Raw genomic sequence first — 19,974 nt, 5'->3', positions numbered from 1 at the left:
CTACCGCCCAAAGTTCTGCACGGCGTACAACCGGCCGTCGGGAGCGACGGTCAGGCCGATTCCCACGGACTTAGCGCGGGGGTCGAGCAGGTTCTTGCGGTGGCCGGGGGAATCCATCCACAGCTTCACCAGGCTGGCATCGGAGTAGTCGCTCCATGCCTGGAGGACGTTCTCACCACCAGCGGGCAGGCCGGCGGGGTAGAAGGTCCAGTAGTTCGGGCGGTGGCGAGTCCTGCCATCGCGGCTCAAGGTGTTGGCCCAATCCTGTGCCAGGTTGGTCAGGTTCGGGTCAACGCGTAGCGGTGCGAGGCCATTGGCCACACGTTGCGCATTGGTTTGATTAATAAGGCCTTGAACGCTGGCTGTAGCGTGCGGAGCCGGGGCTACCGGGCCGGCAGCGGAGGGCATGGTGAAGCCGAAGTCGGCCGGGTTGAATGCACCGAAGGAACTGCCAGCCTGAGCAGGGGCGTTGATGGAACCGGCGAAGAGAGCTGCAACGGCAGCAACCGGGGCGACGATCTTTGTGGCTTTATGTCCGAATGGGAGGCGGAACATGGCGGGCACCTCTTTCTGCTTCAGGTGTTAAGTGGAGGCTTTTTCGACCTCGTACCGAGCGGTACTTTCACTTAAAATTAAAGCTCTTCGGGGTACTCAAAAGCCACTTGACCAGCAGTTTTAAGGTTTGTCTGTGAGTTTATGTGTCTTCGCGCGGCGGGTTTAAGTTTCTTTTGGGTTTGCCGCCCTGAAGGCTTGAAATCGCATAGTTTTCTTTAGAAATGACGGGCGGCGGGGGTGGCACTTGGGGGTGGCTTCTTAGGTTGATGGAAAGCTTTCCCAAGAAAGTGCTGGTGATGTGTCAACTATTCTCAAAAACTCAGGAATTTCTTCAAAAATCCCTGGATTAAGGCTGGGAAAGTATAGTTTGCGTTTATCCTCCGGTGAGGAACCTGAGTGAGAGGGGAACGTCGAAAAGCATGGCAATGAGCAGGAAGAAGGGCTGTTGAGGCTCAGTGTCAGAAGGTAAAAGATTAAGAAAAGTAATGCAACTATTAATGAAACCTATTGGCATGGTGGGGGTCGGCTGCCCACGCATTGCTAGGCTCGTGCGCCATGGCCCTCTTTGACGCGCCGCTGCTTTTCGACGGCGGCCTTGGAACCCACCTCGAGGCCCTGGGGTACGACATCTCGGGTCCGCTGTGGTCGGCGCGTGTGCTGCGTGAGAACCCCGCCCTCATCGAATCTGCCCATGCGGATTTCTTTGCCGCCGGCGCCCAGATTGCCACCACGGCCTCCTATCAAATCACCTTCGATGTGCTGGGCAGGGAGGCGGAGTCTCTTTTGCGCCGCAGCGTCACGGTAGCGCGTGACGCCGCCCGCAAGGCCGGCGACAGACATGCTGCCCACGGTGATCTATTGGTTGCCGCATCCGTTGGCCCCTATGGAGCAGGCCCGGGCCGGGGCAACGAGTACGACGGGGCCTATGGTCTTTCGGCGCACGAATTGCGCCGCTGGCATGCCCGCAGGGTAGAGGTGCTCGCGGACACGGAGGCCGACTTCCTCCTTGCAGAAACCATCCCGAACGCTGATGAGGCCGCGGTGCTTCTGGAGCTGCTCTCGGCCCAGCCCAAGCCCTTTGCATTGAGCATCACCGGTGCCATCGCGGCCGACCCGATGAAGCTCTCACAGGTGATCGCGCTGGCCAACCAGACACCGTTGCTGGGTGCGGTGGGTGTGAATTGTGTGCGCCCACCGCAGGCATGGGCGGTGGCGAAGGCATTGCGCGCTGGAACGGATAAGCCGCTTTTAGCATGTCCCAACAGCGGGGAGATCTGGGACCAGGGCGCCCGTGACTGGCGTCCTGCTCCCGCCGGCGCGGTGGGATTGACTGAGGCGGCGGCCGAGATGCGCGCGGCTGGGGTCAGCCTACTGGGCGGCTGCTGCCGCCTGGGGCCCGCTGAGATTCAGCAGCTGTGCCGATCGATCCGCTTCGAAGACAAATAGAAAACGCCGCGACAATCCTCTGGCGAGAGGATAGAGTGTTCCTATGAAAAAGTTTTCTCTACTCGCCGCATCCGCTGCACTTCTCATCACAACGCTGTCCGTGCCCGCCGCCAATGCCGAGCTGACCCAGACTGAGCGGGATCAGTTCCGCACCGATCCCGTCGGGGCAGTTGCCTGGCAGGCCATCAAGGGCTCCTCGGAGTACGTGCGCGCCGATGGCAACACCATGATGGCCGCGTCCTTCTTTTCCATGACTATGCCGGGGCAGAGCATCGGCATGCCTGCTCTTGAGAATTGCGCAGAGCGCGTCGGCTCCTCCGCGCCGGAGGGCGGCGTGCGCTACGTGGCGGCGGCTTTGTGCGCCACCTTTGATCCGAATGCCCGCGGCGAGGTGCAGCGCGGCGACTTTGGCTACGGGCCACTGGGCTAAGCCGCGCTGTGGTCAGCCGCGCGACGCCCCGTAGCGCGTAGGATCGGATGCTGTCTTAAGGAGGATTGATGCGCAAGCACGTGGTGATCATGGGAGTCTCGAGCTGCGGCAAATCGACGGTCGGGGAGTTGCTGGCGCAGCGCACCGGCCTTCCCTTCCGGGATGGGGACGATATGCACCCGGCGGCGAACATCGAGAAGATGGCCTCGGGGCAGGCGCTTGACGACGATGACCGGAAACCCTGGCTCGAATCCATCGGCCGCTTTCTCGCCGAACAAGAGTCCGGGGCCATCGTGGGCTGTTCCGCGCTCAAGCATTCCTACCGCGACATCATCCGCGCCGCAGCACCCGATACGGTCTTCATCCACCTGCACGGCTCCTATGAATTGCTCAAGGAGCGCATGAGCCGGCGAACCGGACACTTCATGCCGGTGTCCCTGCTTGATTCGCAGTTCGAGACTCTAGAGGAACTTCGGCCGGAGGAGGCAGGCATCGTGCTGGATGTCAGCGCCACCCCGGAGGAGCTGGCCGCCGCGGCGGCCGAGTACCTGCAGGCCTAGAACAGCGCGGCGGCGCCGTAGAAGATAAGGACGATGCCGAAGCCAATCGAGGAAATCAGCGCCTGATTGACGGTCCACGTCCTCAGGGTGGTGGACACGTCCATGCCCATGAGACGGCCAACGAGCCAGAAGCCCGAGTCATTGACATGGCTGCCAAAGACGGAGCCGGCTGCGGTGGCGAGCGTGATGAGGACCAACTGGATTTCGCTGAAGCCGCCAGCCTCCACGGCAGGCACCATGAGCGCGGCGGCCGTCGTCAGCGCAACGGTGGCCGAGCCTTGCGCCAGACGCAGGGCTACCGCGATGAGGTAGCAGGCCAGGATGACAGGGACGCCGAGGTTAGACATGGAGTCCGCCAGCGCATCACCGATACCGCTGGTGCGCAGCACCCCACCGAACATGCCGCCCGCACCGGTGATGAGGACGACGGAACAGATCGGTCCGAGCGAAGACTCCACGGTCTTCTCAATTGCGCTCTTGCCCTCCCCGCGGCGCAGGCCCAGCACGGCCATCGCTGCAAGAGTAGTAATCAACAGCGCGATGGGTGTTTGGCCCAAGAAGACGAAGAAGCGAACCCACGTGGCGGAAGGATCAACAACACCAGCGGTGCCCAGCGTGGTCAACCCGGTATTGCCGAAGATGAGGACCATGGGGATGAGCAGGATGCCAATTACTGAGGCCGGGGAGGCCGGGCGATCCGGGAGTTCGGCATCGCTGACCAAGGCGCCGGTGATGGCTTCCTCGAGGCGGTAGGGATACTTCTTTCCTAGGTGGAGACCGAAGCGGTAGCTGGAGAGATACCACGTGGGCAGCGCAACGAGGAGGCCAAAAATGAGGATCAGACCGATGTCCGCGCTGAAGAACTCACCGGCGGCAACAGGGCCCGGGTGCGGCGGCACGAAGACATGCATGACGGAGAAAGCGCCGGCGGCGGGGATGCCGTAGGCCAGAACTGGGCCGTCCAGGCGCCTGGCGACGGCAAAGATGACCGGCAGCATAACCATGAGACCCGCGTCGAAGAAGATGGGGAAGCCCATGATGAGGGAGGCCACGCCGAGTGCTAGGGGCGCTTTGTCTTCGCCGAAGAGTTTCACGAGGGCGTCGGCAAGCGTTTTAGCACCGCCGGAAGTTTCCACCAGACGCCCGATCATGGCGCCCAACCCCACCAGCAAGGCCACGGATCCCAACGTTGAGCCGAAGCCGCTCGTCATGGTGGGAACCACACCATCCAGCGGGATGCCAGCGGCCAGGGCGGTAAGCGCGGAGACCGTGACGAGTGTGACGAAAGCGTGCACCTTGAAGTAGATGACGAGGACGAGGATGACGGCGATGGCCGCAACCGCAATCCCTAACAGTGGTCCGGTGCCCAGCGTGGGCTCCCAAGTATCCATGACATTCATGAATGTTGATTTTACTTCTGCAGCCTGCGGTGATCTAGGGGTTACACCCCGAGCGCTGGGCCCACCGTGGCCCAGCTGATGGCCAGCTCGCGCCGGAACAGCCCCCATGTGTGGCGCCCCGCGGGAAGCTCGTAATAGTCAAGGTCTACGCCAGCTGCGGTGGCCTGCTTGGCGTAATAAGAGCTGCACCAATAATCCAAACGCTCGTTGAGGCCCAGCGCGGGAAGTGGTGAGTCCTCGATGTCGACGTCAAAATCGGCCGGGCCGCCGCGGGAGACGATGACGAAGGTTTTACGCCCGCGTTGCTGATCGAGGTTGAGAACCGGCGAATGCTGCGCCCACGCCGGATCCCACGGCGCGCCGAAGGAGCGAGCCGGGTCAGTGCCGTAGAACGCAGCACTTGCCCACGCAAAGGACTGCGCGAGAACACCTGTGGTCGAGGGACAACCGGAGAAGGAACCAGACACCTTGAAGCGCGGATCGAACGTAGCCAGCTCCAATGCGGGGCCACCGGAGTTGCTTAGACCCGCGATTCCGTCGCGGCCGTAGCCGTGGAACTCGGCGTCGATAAGCTGCGGGAGTTCCTTGGTCAGATAGGTGGCCCACTTGTATTTTCCGTGGGTGTCATGAGGCTGCGCCCAGTCGGACATCATCGATCCATATGCGCCACGCGGGGAAATGACATTGACCTGCTTGTCCCGGAAGAACTCGGAGGCCCCGCCGCCGTCCCACCACAGTGCGTCCTCGCCACCGCCGGCACCACCCAGTAGGTAGTAGCTCGGGCGGGGCTGCGTGTTCTCCAATCCTCCTGGAGGAAGAATGATGTCGTTGGTGATGACACGGTCCATGGCCGGTGAATAGGCCTTGAGCTCCCACACGTTGTCCTGGACGTGACGCAGTTCGCGCAGTTGTGCCGGGGCTGCTGTCACCGGTGGGCGCGTAGCGTCTGGTGCCAACACCGGGACTTTCAATTGTTGAAGCACCTGTGACCAGGCGGCGAAAATGTTGTCGGCGAAGAGTAGAGGTGCCAGCGGTCCCAGGGCGATGGGATCGAGGGCGCTGGAGTGCTGATCGATGTTGGCGGCATCGCTGCTCATCGTATCCAGTGCTTGTGCGTGTGCCGGCTGAGCGAGGGCGGGGGAGATGATCAACCCCGCCGAGAGAATGCCCGCAAGTGCGGAGCGAAAGAATTTCATTAGTTCACAATAGCCAACTAACCCTGCAGCGCAGAATTTCCCCGGCGTTAACGAAGGCGGGGCAGCGGGAGAGCTGCGGGACAGTTGGTGGAAGCGGATTAAGGGCATAAAGAAACCCCGACCGCTTTCATCAAGCGGTCGGGGTCCTCTCACTCTCTCACTGCCGGACTAAGCGCCGGCGGGCTGTGCACACTCTCTGCAGTGGGCGAGGGGTGTTCCTTAGAACAGGCCCTCAGCCTTCTTGCCGGTGTCCTTCACGGTGATCTCGCGGGAGTCAACGTTCTGGTCGTTGTCGGTGGAGTTGTCGCCCTTCAGGCGGGAAATCTGGGTGACCTCGATGTAGTTCTTCAGGCGGCCTTCCTTGGTGTTGCCGTCGCCGAAGTCCAGGTTGGCAACGCGAGCGGACTCGCCAGCGTTAATCGGGTTGGCCAGGGTGACCTCGAAGGAGCGGGTCGAGGACTTCTCGTCGAAGCCCAGGTCACGGATGTGAGCGCCGTTGGAGGAACGCGGGGTGATGAGGCGGTCAACGCCCTTCGGGCCCTCAGCGGTCTTAACGTCAACGCGGTACTGAACAGCCGGGAAGTCGCCGTAGTAACGCTCGGAACCGACGTTCTCCAGGCGGAGAGCAACGGTGCCAGCGTAACCAGCGTGCTTAGCGCCGGAGGTGGTCAGAACCGGCTTCAGGTCCAGCTTCTGCTTAGCCTCGTCGGTCTTGCCGTTCTCGACGTCCTCCTGGACCTTCTTGTCGGCTTCCTCTTCCTTCTTGGCCTCAGCCTCGGACACGGCCTTCTCCTCCGGAGCGACCTCGTTGTCCTTGATGACCTCAGCGTCAGCCTCCGGGGACTTCTCCTCCTCAACAACCTTCGGGTCGTTGACGTCGGTGGTGTTCTGAGCGTCCTTGTTCGGAGCGTAGGAATCAGCGATGTCGTCGTACAGCTTGACGCGAACCTCGTTCTTCATCGGCTGCATTGCAGACCAGAAGGTCGGGGTGGACCAGGTGCCGTTCGGCTTGCAGTACTGCTGGGTACCGGTCATGTTCAGAACGCGGAAGCCGTAGGTAGCCTCACCGGTGTGGTTCGGCGGAACATCGTACGGTCCGATGGACTGGCCAGCTTCCCAAGACAGGGAGTAGGAAGCGGAAGCACCGAGCTTGGTGGCAATCTGGTGGGAGATGCCGAAGGAACCTTCAGCACCCTTGCCGGAGCCCTTGCCGCCCATGTTCATGGAGGTGGTCTCAGTGCGGTCACCGTTGACGGACAGGGTGATGGACTGGGACTTGGACAGGTCCTGCTGCAGCGGAATGTCCTTCTTGGTCTGGTTGGTGGTGGAGATGGTGCCAGCCGGCATGAAGTTGTCGGTCACCTTGTAAACTACGGTGCGGTGATCCTCCCACGGGTTGCACACCGGGCGCGGGTTGAGCACGTTGGCCTTCATGTGGTCGGAGCCGTGGGTGGTGTGAACGATAGGCAGCTTTGCGTTCACGGCCGGGGTCTCCGGGTAGGACTCGGTCTGGGTGGCTGCGGAAGCAGCCGGCGCGATGAGGGCGGTGCCTGCGATCGCAAGGCCGGCGATGAGGCCGGCGGTACGACGACGCTGGGTCATTGTTGTTCTCCTGGATGAAAGTTTGGGGCAATGCGGTGACGCACTGTGGTGGCACTGTGTTTGCGCTGTCGTGCCCAGTGCGTGACGTGTTGCAACAATAAGGCCCTTTTCAGGATCGCGCACCCCTTGAATTGTTTATATTTTTGAATGCAGAAATACATTTCGATCGGGTGGCTCCCGGGTGAACAATTGAATAAGAAATTTGCGCCGACCTTGGTTTTGTCTAACTAGACCGTATTCTGGGAAAACGTCTCTTTGACCGTTCGTGCACAAACTAAAGAATGACCCCATTAGGGGGAGTGAAAGGGTGTTTGTGGGGTCGTGTCACGCTCAATTTCAGCCTCTGTGGTCTAAGGGGTAGAACCCAACCGACCACCGTTTGCTTAAGTAATTCTTAAAAACGGCGCGTTAGTCTTCTTCGATCTCTGGGTCTTCCGCGCGTGCCTGTTCGAAGACCTCAGCCGCCGCGCGCAGGTTGATAGTCCCGATGATGAGGCCGACCACGATGTCCGGCCAGGGGCTCGCCCACGCCAGCATGAGAAGGCCTGCGCCGAGGATAAGAATGTTGGCGGCGACGTCATTGCGTGCGGCCAACCACGCCCCACGCGTGAGCGCACCTCCGTGTCGCAATTGCACCAGCAGCACCGCGCAGAGCAGGTTGATGAGCATGGCGAAAATGGCCGTGCCGGAAAGCGTGAGTGGCTCAGGAACGGCGCCGTTGATGATCTTCCATATCGCCATGCCATAGGACGCCACGGCGGGGATCAGGATGAGCCCGGCTAGGCCATAGCTTGCTTTGCGACGCCCCTCTACCGACCAGCGCAGCGCTAAGAGCACGAGCGCGTTGATGAGAAAGTCCTCGAGGAAATCGGCTGCGTCAGCGAAGAGTGAGGCCGAGCCGATGATGCAGGCGACGACGAATTCGACGAAGAAGCCAAAGAGATTCAAGGCAGCGACCCAGGCGACAACCCGCCGGGCGCGTGCGTTCAGGGTGGAGGAGGAGAGATTGTGAGACACGGTACCTGAGCTTAATGGGCTTGAGCGCCGTGTCCCAACTTGTTTTTCTTATGAACTGTTTCGGGCTAGTCGACGATGGTGACGTCGTCTTCGCGGCGGTGCTTCTCGCCGGCGAAACCGCCGAAGGCTGTGATCAAGGCGGTGACGGCCAAGATGATGATTCCCGGTGTAGAACTGGGGGTCTCATTGGATGCGTTCAATGCAGTGGCGAAGAAGGGGAGCAGCCCCGATACTGCCGACGCGATGTTGGCGGAGATAGCCACGCCGGAATAGCGGACGTTCGCAGGGAAGACCTCCGAGAGGAGGACTCCAGATACGGAATAGGTGATCGTAACTAGCGACAGGCCAAGACAGACAGCGAGCGTGAGGAGTACGGGGTTCCCAGTGTCGATCATTGCCCACAGCGGCCACGCCATGATGGCGGTGGCAAGCGCGCCGTATCCAATAACGCGACCGGGGCCAATCTTTTCGCCGATGCGGCCGAAGATGATGTTGATGAAGATCTGGCACACGGCGCCGAGGAGGGTGGCGTTCACGACGGTCTGGCGTTCGAAGTCCAGCGTGGTTGTGGCGTAGGAGAGGACATAGGTGCTCATGACGAAGAAGCCACCAATGCCGAGGAAGGCCGCCGCGGAAGCAAGGCACAGCTGTGAGAAATGCTCCGTGAAGAGCTCTTTTAGTGAGCCCTGGTGTGCGGCCTCGTCTGCTTCTGCCTCCTCTTCAAGGGCCTTGTAAACAGGAGATTCTTCAGCCTTCGTGCGAATCCACAGTGCTACCGCTAGGAAAGGAAAGGCGATGAGGAAAGGCACACGCCAACCCCAGGAACTCACTGTGGCATCGTCCAGCATGAGTACAAGCGCGAAGACGCCGGAGGAAAGTAACGTGCCGGCGGGGGAACCGATCTGCACGAAAGCGGCATAGCGACCGCGCTTCTCTGCTGGGGCGTGCTCGATGGCCATGGTTGTAGCGCCGCCCCATTCTCCGCCGACGGCAATGCCCTGAAGCAGGCGCAGGATGACCAGTGTGATGGGCGCCCAGATGCCAATGCTGTCGAAAGTGGGAAGCAGGCCGATGACGCCGGTGGCCACGCCGATGACGACGATGGAGATGATGAGGGCCGGTCGGCGGCCCATCCTGTCGCCGATTTGACCGAAAATGACCGCGCCGAGTGGGCGTGCCAGGAAGCCTACTCCGAAGGTGGCGAAGGATGCCAGGGTTGCGCCGGTGCCTGACATCCCCGAGAAGAAGAGATCGTTGAAGACGAGCGCGGCCGCGGTGCCGAAGAGGAAGAAGTCGTACCATTCGAGGGCTGTACCGACGAACGCGGAACTGGCGATGCGGAAGACGTCCTTTGACTCGACTTGGATTTCCTCGCTGCCGGATTGGGCCGGGTTGGAAGGGGGTGCGTGGGTAGTCATATCGAAGTGCTCCTTATGTGAAACGCATTACCTTTCTGGGAAACGTTAGGCGCACATCACCTCCCGGTGAATGGTTGGAAGCATTTTCTATGCATCGACCCATTAACGGAGAGGGAATCTTGTTCCTCTGCACAAGAGCTATCGCTTTGTCCGGTGCAACGCCAGCAATGCTCGCGCGGCGTCTTTCGGCCGCGTGATGTCGAGCCCCGTGAGTTCCGTGACCTGGCGCAGGCGGTTGAGCACCGTGTTGCGGTGGCAGTGCAGCGCCTCGGCGGAGTCCTTGATGGAGCCACAATCCAAGTAGGTGGTGATGGTTTGGTAGAGCGGCGCGTTGGCAAGGCGTAACTCGGTGATGGCTTGCGTGAGCTCCGTGATGCCGCTGGCTGGGAAGTCTGCAATGGCATCGCCGGCGACGGCCCAGAGGGCGTCGGGTGCTTCGGTTAAGTGGTCCAGCGGCCCGGTGGCGTCGAAGATGCGCGGCGCTTGCTGCGCCGCCGCGCGAACTCCGGCTAAGCCGATGACGTCGCGGAAAAATATGCCCGAGATCGTCGCTAGCCCTGCGCCGATGTCCCTTGTGGACTGTCCGCTGGGTCTCTGACTTATAGGCCAGAAGGCAACGAACATCCCGCGCACGCCATGGCCGAAGGCTTCGCCGGAGGAGATGGGGGCGTCGAGAAGCGCGCGCAGCTCCACCGCCGCGGTGGGGTGGGCCACCGCGACGTCGAAGTGGCAGTCAGCGTCCAGGTTGAGCGCGCGGGTGATTTCCGCGATGCCGAGCGCGCCCAGGGATTCGGCGGCGAAGAGCCTCTCCAAGTGCCGGGCGTGGGCGCGGTGCACGTCGTGCTGACCGCGAGCCTCCTCCAAGCGGTAGGCATCGCGCACAACTAGGTTGTACATCGTCACAACGGAGTGCACCTGCGCCACGTGGTCGATGAGTGCCTCTTGATCCGCGCCGGCGGCCCGGCGCAGGTGCTCCCAGAGGACGGTGAAGTCGAGCTGGATGGCGTCGATCAGTGTGGCTAGCTCCACGCCCTGGTGCGCGCGCCGCCGGCCCAAACTCTGGGCGTGGGTGCGCAGTTCCTCCTCATCCATCGCCCCAACCAGCACGTCAGTGATGCGCGCGAAAACCTCGAAGGCGGTCAGGCGCAGCTCGTCCTCGCTCACCAAGGAATCGCCGTAGCGCCCCGAGCGGGAAAAGGCGGCGAGGAAATCCTCAACCAAGCGGGGGATGGTGCCGTGGACCTCCGCGACGATATCGTGCCAGCGCTTCTCGTGCATGTGCACAACGCTACACGTTGGGCGCTGGTGAATTGCCCTCTATGTGGAGAGGTGTATCACTGCTGCGTTTAGCATGTGGGGACTAGCACAGCACGCGCCGCGTGCAGTTTGCCGGAGAAACAGGAGAACTCAGGAGGACGCATGATCACGCGCATCGACAACGCCCACATCCTGACCCAGGATCCCGCGCGGCCGGTTGCGGATTCGGTGGCTTTTGCCAACGGGCGCATCCTCGCGGTGGGGGAGGCCGCCCACGCCCTGCCCGCCGACGAGACGTGGGATGCCGGCGGGCGCACGCTCACCCCTGGCTTTAACGATGTGCATTCCCACACCGTGTGGTTCGGCCAGACGCTGCTCGAGGTGGATCTTTCCCAGGTCACAACTCCCGAGGAGGTCTACACCGCCGTGCGCGACGCCGAGCCGAACCCCGACGGCTGGGTGGTGGCCGCAGGGTTTCGCCCCTCCGGGCTGGATGCGCCGGTGGAGATCGCAGAGCTTGACCACGCGACCGGCGGTGCTCCGCTGCTGATCAAGCACAACTCGGGCCATGCCTACACGGTCAACACCGCGGCCCTTCGCGCGGCGGGCGTCGATCCCACCAACCCGCCCGAGGTGGACGGCGGCGAGTTCGTCCGCGATGCCGATGGGCACTGCACGGGGCTGCTCGATGAAAACGCCATGCGCGCCATCCAGGACGTGACCCTACCGGAATCCGGGGAGGAAATCGGCCGCGCATTAGAGCTGGCCACGCGCCGCTACCTCGAGCGCGGGCTGACCTCCGTCACGGATGCCGGGGTCGCCGGCGGCTGGATCGGGCACAGCCCGCGCGAGATCGCCGCCTACCAGAACGCCACCCTGCACACACGCATGCAGGTGATGGTGACCATGGACGTGCTCCACGAGATTCCTGGCCACGCCTCCGACGGTCCCGGCTGGGGCCTGGATGGCGGCCTGCGCACAGGCTTCGGTGACGAGTGGTTACAGGTTGGCCCTGTCAAGATCTTCAGCGATGGCTCCCTGCTGGGGACCACCGCCGCGCTGACCGAGAATTACGCCTGCTGCTCCCACCACGGCTACTTCCAGGGCGATCCTGAGCAGATGCGAACACGTGCGCTGCAGGCGGCGAATTCCGGCTGGTCCTTGGCCATTCACGCCATCGGCGATGCGGCAGTGGATTTTGCGATAGAGACGCTGGAGGAGGCCGTCGACAAGCATGGCGCGCCTGCGATGCCGCACCGCATCGAGCACGGCGGCGTGGTGCGCCCCGACCAGATCGAGCGCCTGCGCGGCCAGCCCATCGTGGTGGTGCCGCAGCCGCTGTTCATCCCGGCTTTCGGTGATGCGATGGCGGAGTCCCTCGGCCCGGAGCGCACCGCGTGGAGCTACCCGGGCAAGCGGCTTCTCGACGCCTCCCTCATCCTCCCCGGCAGCTCCGATCAACCCGTGGCGCCCGGTGTGCCGCTGGAGGTCATGCAGGCCTTCGTGGAGCGGCGCACCGCCTCGGGCCGGGACTATGGGCCTAAGGATCGTCTGACCCCCGCCGAGGCTCTCTACGCCTATACCGCCGGCTCGGCCGCGGCGACGGGGTGGGCCGGGCGCAAGGGGCAGGTGGTGCCGGGGCAGCTGGCGGATTTCGTGCTGCTTTCCCAGGACCCTCTGAACACTGATGACCTTTCCACCATCGACGTGGCCGCCACCATCGTGGGCGGCGAGCTGCGCTACGGAAGCTTTTAAGGAGTAGACATGCGAGCAACCACTAACGAACAATTCCTGGCCGATTTCCAGGCCATGTCCGCCAACGGCGCCACTGCGGGCGGCGGCGTGGAGCGCCAGGCTGCCAGTGCCGGCGATAACCTCAACCGCGCCTGGTTCCATGAGGTCCTGGAATCCCTCGGGGCGCGCGTTATCTACGACGAGATTGGGAACCAGTACGGACTCTTCGAGATCGCCCCCGGCGCCGAGTACGTGGGCCTAGGCTCGCACCTGGATTCGCAGCCCTTGGCCGGCCGTTTCGACGGTGCCTATGGCGTGCTGGCCGCAGCCCACGCGGCCGGGCGCGTGGCGCAATCGGGAGCCACGGCGCGCTATAACCTGGCGGTCATCAACTGGTTCAACGAGGAGGGCTCACGCTTTGCACCCTCCATGATGGGCAGCTCCGTGTTTGTGGGAACGCTGGCGCTTGAGCGCGCCCACTGCGCCACCGACCTTGCCGGCGTCACCGTCGCGCAAGCCCAGGAGGAAGCGGGCTGGTCCCCACGCGGTGAAGCCCCGAAGCTCGCGGCCTATGCGGAGATTCACGTCGAGCAAGGTAAGGAACTTGAGGCCGCCGGCAACACGATTGGTCTGGTCACCGCCACGTGGGGCGCGAAGAAATTCCAGGCGGTGGTCTCCGGTGAGCAGGGCCATACCGGTTCCACTCTCATGGCCGATAGGAAGGATGCGCTCTTCGGTGCCTCCCTCATCATTGCTTCGGTGGAGCGCCTGACCCACGAGTTCGATGAAGGCCAGCTGCAGGCCTCGGTTTCGCAGTTAACACTGGAGCCGAATTCGCCGGTAACCATCGCCCGGGAGGTGCGCTTCAACGTGGATGTGCGCTCGCCCTCCACGGAGGTACTGGACAAGGCCCAAGCGCGCCTGCAGGAGATCATTTCTGCGGCGGAAGAGGAATCACGCACTTCGGTTGAGCTGACCCCGACGCACGAGTGGGCGCTTAACCCTTACCCGGCCGCCGGCGTGGAATTAGCCCGTGAGGTCGTGCAGGAGCTCGGGTATCCGCACCAAGAGATTTACACGGTGGCCGGGCATGACTCGACCAACCTGAAAGAGGTGGTGCCGACGGTCATGCTCTTCATCCCGTCCGTCGACGGCATCTCACACAACGAAAAGGAGTTCACCACGGAAGAGGACTGCGTGGCCGGCGTGGACGTGTTGACGCACGTGGCTCAGCGCCTCGTGGAATCCGGGTGCGGCGAGCGCTAGGTTGCTAGCGCGGACGACGCGCTAGTCCTCATCGCTCCACGGTTCATACCCGAAGGCCTTCATCGCGATTTCGAATCCGCGCTTCATTGCTTTTAGTTCTTCCTCGCTGTGCTCGTAGGTGCGCAGGCGCACCGGGCCGGTGAGGGGGACGTGGAGCAAGAAGTGCTGGCCTTCCTCGGTGATGCTGCACAGGCGGCGGCGAAGATCTTCCGGATCATCATCGATGGAGATAAGCTCATCGCGCACCAAGCGCTTGACCGCCTGCCCGATGGTGGCGGGCTGCCATCCCAACTCCTTGCGCAGCTGCAGGATGGGGATGGGGCTCTTCTTATCGATGAGCCGGAGAAGCGAAAGATGGGAGCCGGTGATCCCGTATTCGCGGCGCGCTTCCGTATCGAACCGCGCGCGGGCGCGCTCGAAGCGGCGATATTCCGCAATGGTCTCATCGATTAGCTCATTTTTGCTCACGCGATCCAGCGTAAGAGTTGAGGACTCGCGTCCGCAAATGTTTACGTTGACAACCCTAACCAAAGGTGGAGGGATCGATGGGCCGTTGCGAGCGAGGGAGTTTCTCCACCACGAGGCGGTACGAGTCCGTCACGAGTTCGGCCAGCAGCTGCGGGGTGAGCTTGGCGTCGGGATACACGGAAACCCAATGGCGCTTATTCATGTGGTAGCCAGGTGCGATGAAGGAATACTCTCTGCGCAGCGCTTCGCCATCGAGGGGCTCGACCTTGAGGATGGCTTGCTGGGAACCAGTCACGGCGGTGAGAAGTAGGAAGACCTTGCCGCGTACCTTAAAGACGTCCCAGTCCGGCCCGAAGGGGTGTGTCAGCGTGGCGCCGGGAAGCTCCGCAGCGCGTGCGGTGGCGCAGGCATGGAGGTCTAGGGCAGCGGTGCTCATGAGGTCCACACTAGGTGAAAACACCGTTGGGCCCCTTTTTCGATTTCTCGAAGAAAGGGGCCCAACGGCGTCTCTATCAAGTCCCTCCGTGTATCGGCCACTGGCCGCCCTCTGGAGGGTGAGGGGTTCTCTCTCTCGCATGCGCTCTCTCAAACGCACAAGAATGAGTATGGCGGGCGACGCTGGATTCACCATGTGGTCTCCCTGGCAGTTTTCTACTAGTCAAAACCGCCGCTAATCAAAGCGCGCGGGCCGCTTCTCCAGGAAAGCCATGACGCCTTCCTTGTGGCCTGCCGAATCCATCTGTGCGTACTGCGTGGGCTCCTCCCAGGCGAGCTGCTCATCGAGCTGTCCAAGCGCAGTGCGGTTGATGGCTTCCTTGGCCTTGGCCAGGGCGTCACGTGGCGCGATATGCAGGCGTTGGACTAGCTGCAGCGCGGCCTCGAGGGTTTGGCCCTGGGGCGCGCGCTTGGCGACGATCCCAGCCGCCTCCGCTTCGGCGACGCCGAGCTTGTCCTGCAGCAGTGCCAAGGCAAGAGCGCGGTGGCGCCCCACGGAGGCGAGCGCGGTGAGGCTGACACCGCCGTCGGGGATGAGACCAATTTTGCCGAAGGGCAGCGTGAAGTAAGATTGCTCGCCGGCCACGATGAGATCGCAGGCGAAGGCCAGCGATGCCCCAGCGCCGGCGGCTGCGCCTTCGACCGCAGCGATGACGGGAATCTCGGCGGCCTGGATTTCGGTGACGAGCGCGTTGAGCTGCGGCAGCATCGTCGACTCAGCCGGGTTGGGGGTCTCGCCTGACTGCTGCGCTGCAGCCGCAGCCTGTGCCGCCGCCACGATGTCCGCGCCCGCGCAGAAGGCGGTCTCATCACCAGTGATGATGAGGGCGCGGATGGAGGGGTCTTGGGAGGCGTCGGCAAGCGCGGCCGAAAGTGCTTCGCAGTGTTCCTTGGCAATGGCGTTGCGCCGCGCGGAGTTGTTGATTTGGGCGATAAGGGCGGAGCCTTCGCGGCGGGTGAGGATGGCGTCGGTCATGGTTAGTCCTTAACGAGTTCGGTGAGGGAGGAAATGATGCGCTGGGCATCGGCGGAAATGCGGGAGACGATCTCGGAGCACGGGGCGACGTCGTGGATAAGCCCCTGCGAGGTACCACAGGTCCACACGCCCGCATCCAAGTCACCGGTCTCGTAGACCGCGCGGCCGCGCTTGCCGGCAACGAGGTGGCGGATATCGCCGAACTCCGCGCCTTGAGCGAGGCGCTCGGCTACCTCATCGCTCACGGCATTCTTGGCCACGCGGGTGGAATTGCGCAGCTCCCGGAGGATGAGCTGGGTATCCAGCTCGGAGCGCTCCACGATGGCCTGCTTGACGTTCTCGTGCACCGGCGCCTCTGCGGAGGCTACGAAGCGGGTGCCCATGTTGATGCCCTCGGCGCCCAAAGCGAGCGCGGCGGCCAGGCCGCGGCCATCCGCGAAACCGCCCGAGGCGATGATGGGGATATCGAGTTGATCCGCGGCGGCGGGGATGAGGACTAGGCCCGGGATGTCATCCTCGCCAGGGTGGCCAGCGCATTCGAAGCCATCGATGCTGACGATGTCCACGCCTACCTTTTGCGCGCTGAGCGCGTGGCGCACGGAGGTGCACTTGTGGATGACGGTGATACCCGCGTCCTTGAAGGCCGGCATGTGCTCCTTGGGATTGTTGCCGGCGGTTTCGGCGATCTTTACGCCTTCTTCGATGATGACGTCGCGGTACTCCGCATAGGGCGGCGGGGTAATCGCCGGCAGCATGGTGAGGTTGACGCCGAAGGGCTTGTCTGTGAGCTCGCGGGTGCGGCGGATCTCGTGGCGGAGATCCTCCGGGGTGGGCTGGGTGAGCGCGGTGACGACGCCGAGGCCGCCGGCGTTGGATACAGCGGCGGCGAGCTCGGCGCGGCCGACCCACTGCATGCCGCCTTGGATGATGGGGTGAGTGATGCCGAGCATCTCGGTGACGCGGGTGGAAATCATGAGGGTGGTGCTCCTTTGTGAGTGACTAGCAATTGGAGAGAAGCGGATGGAAGTTTTGGGCGATAGGCAGTGAATGGCTATTCGGAGAAATGAGCGCGCAGGCGCTCGGTGAGGTCCTCGGGGAGGGGGATGGGGCGGCGCGCGGAGACGTCGATAAGCACCAGCGTCGCCGTGGCGAACACGCACGAGGTGCCGTCCTGGATGAGTTCGTGGGCGACCTGGTAGGAGGTGTTGCCGATGCGGGAAATCCAGACCCGCGCCTCGATGGAATCGGTGTAGGTGAGCTCGGCCTCGTACTGCACTTCGAGGGATCGCACCACGTGAGCGTAGGTATCGGTGGCGACGGGTCCGGTCAGTGCGGCGGCTGCGCGGACGCGTGCCTCCTCGAGGAGGGTGACTATCGTGGCGTTGTTGACGTGGGCGTTCGCGTCCTGGTCGGACCACCGCAAAGCGAGGGGCACTGGGATGGCGTTGGCGGGCGCGCGCATTGTTCCTCCTTGGGGGAGCGGGTAGAGTGATGCGTATTACTATACATACGAATTGTGGTTCGTCACTCGAACCGTGAGGAGAATGCAATGATGGATCTGCTGGGAATCGATGCCCTCCTGAGCGAAGAAGAAAAAGCCACGCGTGACCGCGTGGCCGCACTGGTGGATGAGCACATCCGCCCGCACGTGGCGCAGTGGTACGAGGAAGCGGTGCTGCCGGACTCGATCTTCCCGGTGCTGGCGGAGGCTGGTCTGTTCGGGATGCACCTGGAAGGCTACGGCTGCGCCGGGCGCACTGCCGTGGAATACGGGTTGGTCATGCAGGAGCTAGAGGCCGGCGATTCGGGAATTCGCACGGTGGTCTCGGTGCAGGGATCGCTGGCGATGTCGGCCATTTATAAACACGGCTCGGAGGAACAGAAGAAGCAGTGGTTGCCTAAGATGGCCGCGGGTGACGTCATCGGTTGCTTCGGGCTAACGGAGCCGACCGCGGGCTCCGACCCGGCGGGCATGGCGACGGTGGCGCGCTACCGCTCAGGCGAGTGGGTTCTGGATGGCGCGAAGCGCTGGATTGGCCTGGCAAGCGTGGCCGGGGTGGCCATCATCTGGGCCAAGGTGTCCGAGGAGGATGCCTCCGCCGCCGGGGTGGAGGCGGGCGTGCGCGGGTTCATTGTGCCGACATCTACGCCGGGTTTTAGAGCTACCCCAATCACTCGCAAGCTGTCGATGCGCGCTTCCATCCAGTGCGATATTTCGCTGGATGGTGTGGCCGTGCCTGGCGACGCCCTGCTGCCCAAGCACCCTGGCCTCAAGGGGCCGTTCATGTGTCTTAATGAGGCGCGTTTCGGCATTAGCTTTGGCGCTTTGGGCGCTGCGCGCGATTCCTTGGAGGTGGCGCTGAAGTATGCCAAGGAGCGCAAGCAATTCGACCGCTCGTTGGCATCCTTCCAGCTCACGCAGCAAAAGCTGGTCGATATGGCGGTGGAGCTGAACAAGGGGCAGCTGTTGGCGCTCAACCTGGGCCGCGCCAAGGACGCGGGAACGTTGGAGCCTTATCAAATTTCGGTGGGCAAGCTGGCGAACTGCCGCACCGCCATCGAGATTTGCCGCCAAGCCCGCACCATCTTGGGCGGCAACGGCGTCACCGCGGACTACTCGCCGCTGCGGCACGCCGCCAACCTGGAATCGGTGCGCACCTACGAGGGCACCGATGAGATCCACACGCTGATTCTGGGGCGTGTGCTGACGGGGGAGCAGGCGTTTAGCTAAAAGTAGCCCGAAGTCCCTTGATGAAGAGGCTTCGGGCCTAGCTGTGTTTAGTTGGCGATGAAGTACATCTGTTTATTGATGAACTCCTCGATACCAAGTGAACCAAGCTCGCGACCGAAACCTGAACGCTTGACACCACCAAAGGGGAGTTCAGGACCTTCACCAGTTGGTGTATTGACGTTGCTCATGCCAGATTCGATGCGCTCAGCAATTGCTTGGGCTCGCTTGGAGTCTTGAGAGAACACTGCTGCGCCAAGGCCGAAGACATTGTCGTTAGCTATCTCGAGCGCTTCCTCATCAGTCTTAAACTTGTAGACCGTGGCGACCGGTCCAAAGAATTCCTCATAATAGGAATCGCTACCTCGAGGGATATCTGTGATTACTGCAGGGGAGATGTAGGCGCCCTCCTCTGAGAGTTCACCACCCGCCAGTAGCTGGCCTCCAGCAGAAACAGCGCGCTCGATCTGTTCTTTGAGGTTCTCTGCAGCGCTACGGGAAGATAGCGGGGCATACACAGTTTCCCCGGCAGTATCCGGTAGTCCTGGCTCCATTTGTTGCGCAAGATTAACTAGTTCTTGAACAAACTCGTCATAAATGTCTTCTGCGACAATAAGCCGCTTGTTTGAATTGCAGGCTTGGCCGGTGTTGTACATACGCGTACCCCAAGCGAGTTCGGCTGAAGCCTTAACATCATCCGTGTCGAGGATGACATATGGATCTGAACCTCCAAGCTCGAGTACAGCTTTCTTGAGGTGCTGGCCAGCCTGTGCACCAACGATAGCTCCGGCCCGCTCGGATCCGGTAAGAGAAACTCCTTGAACGCGGGGATCTGCGATCAAGGTAGAGATTTGCTCATGGGTAGCAAAAACATTGGTGTACACCCCTGCCGGAAGGCCGGCATCGAGAAAGATCTTTTCGATCGCCAGAGCAGAACGCGGGCAAATCTCCGCGTGTTTAAGGATGATGGTGTTTCCTGCGACAAGGTTGGGTCCTGCAAATCGCGCTACCTGGTAGTACGGGAAGTTCCACGGCATGATGCCGAGCAGAGGCCCGAATGGGCGGCGGCGAATGAATGCCTTACCGTCCGCCTCCGTAGGGATCTCTTGATCCGCGAGAAACTTCTCCGCGTTGTCCGCATAGTACTGGATGATGGCAGATGAGAACTCGGCTTCTTCAACGCCTTCCGGAAGTGGCTTCCCCATCTCTTCAGCAATGATGGCAGCGAGTTCTTCTTTGCGTTCTTCAAAGAGTGAAGCTGCCTTGGCCACAATTTCTGCTCGTTGTGAGACTGGAGTTCCAGACCATTCGGTGAAAGCTACGGAAGAAGCTTCGAGGATTGGCTCAATAGCAGCATCATCGAGAGCATCGAAAGTTTCAATGATCTTGTTGTTGACTGGATTCTGTACACGGTACTGAGACATTT

Annotated in this window: 19 protein-coding genes; 6 read left to right on the top strand and 13 right to left on the bottom strand. The window is 62.2% G+C overall.

The window, feature by feature from the left end:
- Complete coding sequence (locus tag HMPREF2822_RS08030) at window positions 1–555, bottom strand: CAP domain-containing protein (RefSeq protein WP_070523433.1); 555 nt, start codon at window positions 553–555, stop codon at window positions 1–3.
- Window positions 556–1,110: 555 nt separating this feature from the next.
- On the opposite strand from HMPREF2822_RS08030, the gene mmuM reads away from it, so the two are divergent.
- The 3 genes from mmuM (at window position 1,111) to HMPREF2822_RS08015 (ending at window position 2,991) form a co-directional block, all read left to right on the top strand.
- Window positions 1,111–2,001, top strand: coding sequence for a homocysteine S-methyltransferase (gene mmuM / locus HMPREF2822_RS08025; protein WP_070523430.1), 891 nt, complete (start codon window positions 1,111–1,113; stop codon window positions 1,999–2,001).
- 43 nt (window positions 2,002–2,044) lie between these two features.
- On the top strand, window positions 2,045–2,431 hold the full coding sequence (locus HMPREF2822_RS08020) for a hypothetical protein (protein ID WP_070523427.1): 387 nt from the start codon (window positions 2,045–2,047) through the stop codon (window positions 2,429–2,431).
- Between the two features lie 68 nt (window positions 2,432–2,499).
- Window positions 2,500–2,991 carry a gluconokinase gene (locus tag HMPREF2822_RS08015; RefSeq protein WP_070523424.1) on the top strand — a complete coding sequence of 164 codons (492 nt, stop codon included), beginning with the start codon at window positions 2,500–2,502 and terminating at the stop codon, window positions 2,989–2,991.
- Here the strand turns inward: HMPREF2822_RS08015 and HMPREF2822_RS08010 are convergent.
- The 6 genes from HMPREF2822_RS08010 to HMPREF2822_RS07985 form a co-directional block, all read right to left on the bottom strand.
- Window positions 2,988–4,382, bottom strand: a complete 1,395-nt coding sequence (locus HMPREF2822_RS08010; RefSeq protein WP_070523571.1) for a GntP family permease — start codon at window positions 4,380–4,382, stop codon at window positions 2,988–2,990. The two genes, HMPREF2822_RS08015 and HMPREF2822_RS08010, sit on opposite strands and share 4 nt — an antisense overlap.
- A gap of 50 nt (window positions 4,383–4,432) precedes the next feature.
- Complete coding sequence (locus tag HMPREF2822_RS08005; RefSeq protein ID WP_070523421.1) at window positions 4,433–5,587, bottom strand: alpha/beta hydrolase; 1,155 nt, start codon at window positions 5,585–5,587, stop codon at window positions 4,433–4,435.
- Window positions 5,588–5,806: 219 nt separating this feature from the next.
- A complete protein-coding gene (locus HMPREF2822_RS08000) occupies window positions 5,807–7,189 on the bottom strand; it encodes a hypothetical protein (RefSeq protein WP_070523418.1) in 1,383 nt (460 codons plus the stop codon).
- Between the two features lie 408 nt (window positions 7,190–7,597).
- On the bottom strand, window positions 7,598–8,206 hold the full coding sequence (locus tag HMPREF2822_RS07995; protein WP_070523415.1) for a cation efflux transmembrane domain-containing protein: 609 nt from the start codon (window positions 8,204–8,206) through the stop codon (window positions 7,598–7,600).
- Window positions 8,207–8,271: 65 nt separating this feature from the next.
- Window positions 8,272–9,624 carry an MFS transporter gene (locus tag HMPREF2822_RS07990; RefSeq protein ID WP_070523412.1) on the bottom strand — a complete coding sequence of 451 codons (1,353 nt, stop codon included), beginning with the start codon at window positions 9,622–9,624 and terminating at the stop codon, window positions 8,272–8,274.
- Between the two features lie 138 nt (window positions 9,625–9,762).
- On the bottom strand, window positions 9,763–10,902 hold the full coding sequence (locus HMPREF2822_RS07985; protein WP_070523568.1) for a PucR family transcriptional regulator: 1,140 nt from the start codon (window positions 10,900–10,902) through the stop codon (window positions 9,763–9,765).
- Window positions 10,903–11,043: 141 nt separating this feature from the next.
- Between HMPREF2822_RS07985 and HMPREF2822_RS07980 the strand changes: the two genes are divergently transcribed.
- Window positions 11,044–12,636, top strand: a complete 1,593-nt coding sequence (locus HMPREF2822_RS07980) for an amidohydrolase (protein ID WP_070523408.1) — start codon at window positions 11,044–11,046, stop codon at window positions 12,634–12,636.
- A gap of 9 nt (window positions 12,637–12,645) precedes the next feature.
- Window positions 12,646–13,881: a M20 family metallo-hydrolase gene (locus HMPREF2822_RS07975; protein ID WP_070523405.1), complete on the top strand. Its 1,236-nt coding sequence runs from the start codon at window positions 12,646–12,648 to the stop codon at window positions 13,879–13,881.
- Window positions 13,882–13,902: 21 nt separating this feature from the next.
- Here the strand turns inward: HMPREF2822_RS07975 and HMPREF2822_RS07970 are convergent, their stop codons facing one another.
- The 5 genes from HMPREF2822_RS07970 to HMPREF2822_RS07950 all read right to left on the bottom strand — a co-directional run bounded on the left by HMPREF2822_RS07970 (window position 13,903) and on the right by HMPREF2822_RS07950 (window position 17,282).
- A complete protein-coding gene (locus tag HMPREF2822_RS07970; RefSeq protein ID WP_070523402.1) occupies window positions 13,903–14,349 on the bottom strand; it encodes a MarR family winged helix-turn-helix transcriptional regulator in 447 nt (148 codons plus the stop codon).
- A 55-nt stretch (window positions 14,350–14,404) separates the two neighbouring features.
- Window positions 14,405–14,785, bottom strand: a complete 381-nt coding sequence (locus HMPREF2822_RS07965) for an MmcQ/YjbR family DNA-binding protein (RefSeq protein ID WP_209167619.1) — start codon at window positions 14,783–14,785, stop codon at window positions 14,405–14,407.
- A 234-nt stretch (window positions 14,786–15,019) separates the two neighbouring features.
- Window positions 15,020–15,820 carry an enoyl-CoA hydratase-related protein gene (locus HMPREF2822_RS07960; protein ID WP_070523396.1) on the bottom strand — a complete coding sequence of 267 codons (801 nt, stop codon included), beginning with the start codon at window positions 15,818–15,820 and terminating at the stop codon, window positions 15,020–15,022.
- A 2-nt stretch (window positions 15,821–15,822) separates the two neighbouring features.
- Complete coding sequence (locus HMPREF2822_RS07955; RefSeq protein ID WP_070523392.1) at window positions 15,823–16,794, bottom strand: NAD(P)H-dependent flavin oxidoreductase; 972 nt, start codon at window positions 16,792–16,794, stop codon at window positions 15,823–15,825.
- 77 nt (window positions 16,795–16,871) lie between these two features.
- Window positions 16,872–17,282, bottom strand: coding sequence for an acyl-CoA thioesterase (locus tag HMPREF2822_RS07950; RefSeq protein WP_070523388.1), 411 nt, complete (start codon window positions 17,280–17,282; stop codon window positions 16,872–16,874).
- Between the two features lie 87 nt (window positions 17,283–17,369).
- Here HMPREF2822_RS07950 and HMPREF2822_RS07945 point away from each other — a divergent pair, with 87 nt between their 5' ends.
- Window positions 17,370–18,551 (top strand): acyl-CoA dehydrogenase family protein, encoded by a 1,182-nt coding sequence (locus tag HMPREF2822_RS07945; RefSeq protein WP_070523385.1) that lies wholly within the window; start codon window positions 17,370–17,372, stop codon window positions 18,549–18,551.
- A 47-nt stretch (window positions 18,552–18,598) separates the two neighbouring features.
- On the opposite strand, the gene HMPREF2822_RS07940 is transcribed toward HMPREF2822_RS07945, so the two are convergent.
- Window positions 18,599–19,972, bottom strand: a complete 1,374-nt coding sequence (locus tag HMPREF2822_RS07940) for an NAD-dependent succinate-semialdehyde dehydrogenase (RefSeq protein ID WP_070523382.1) — start codon at window positions 19,970–19,972, stop codon at window positions 18,599–18,601.
- Window positions 19,973–19,974: the final 2 nt, after the last annotated feature.

This window comes from Corynebacterium sp. HMSC062E11 (assembly GCF_001811845.1).
Taxonomy (GTDB): domain Bacteria; phylum Actinomycetota; class Actinomycetes; order Mycobacteriales; family Mycobacteriaceae; genus Corynebacterium; species Corynebacterium hesseae.
This window is presented reverse-complemented; position numbering and strand designations above follow the sequence as displayed.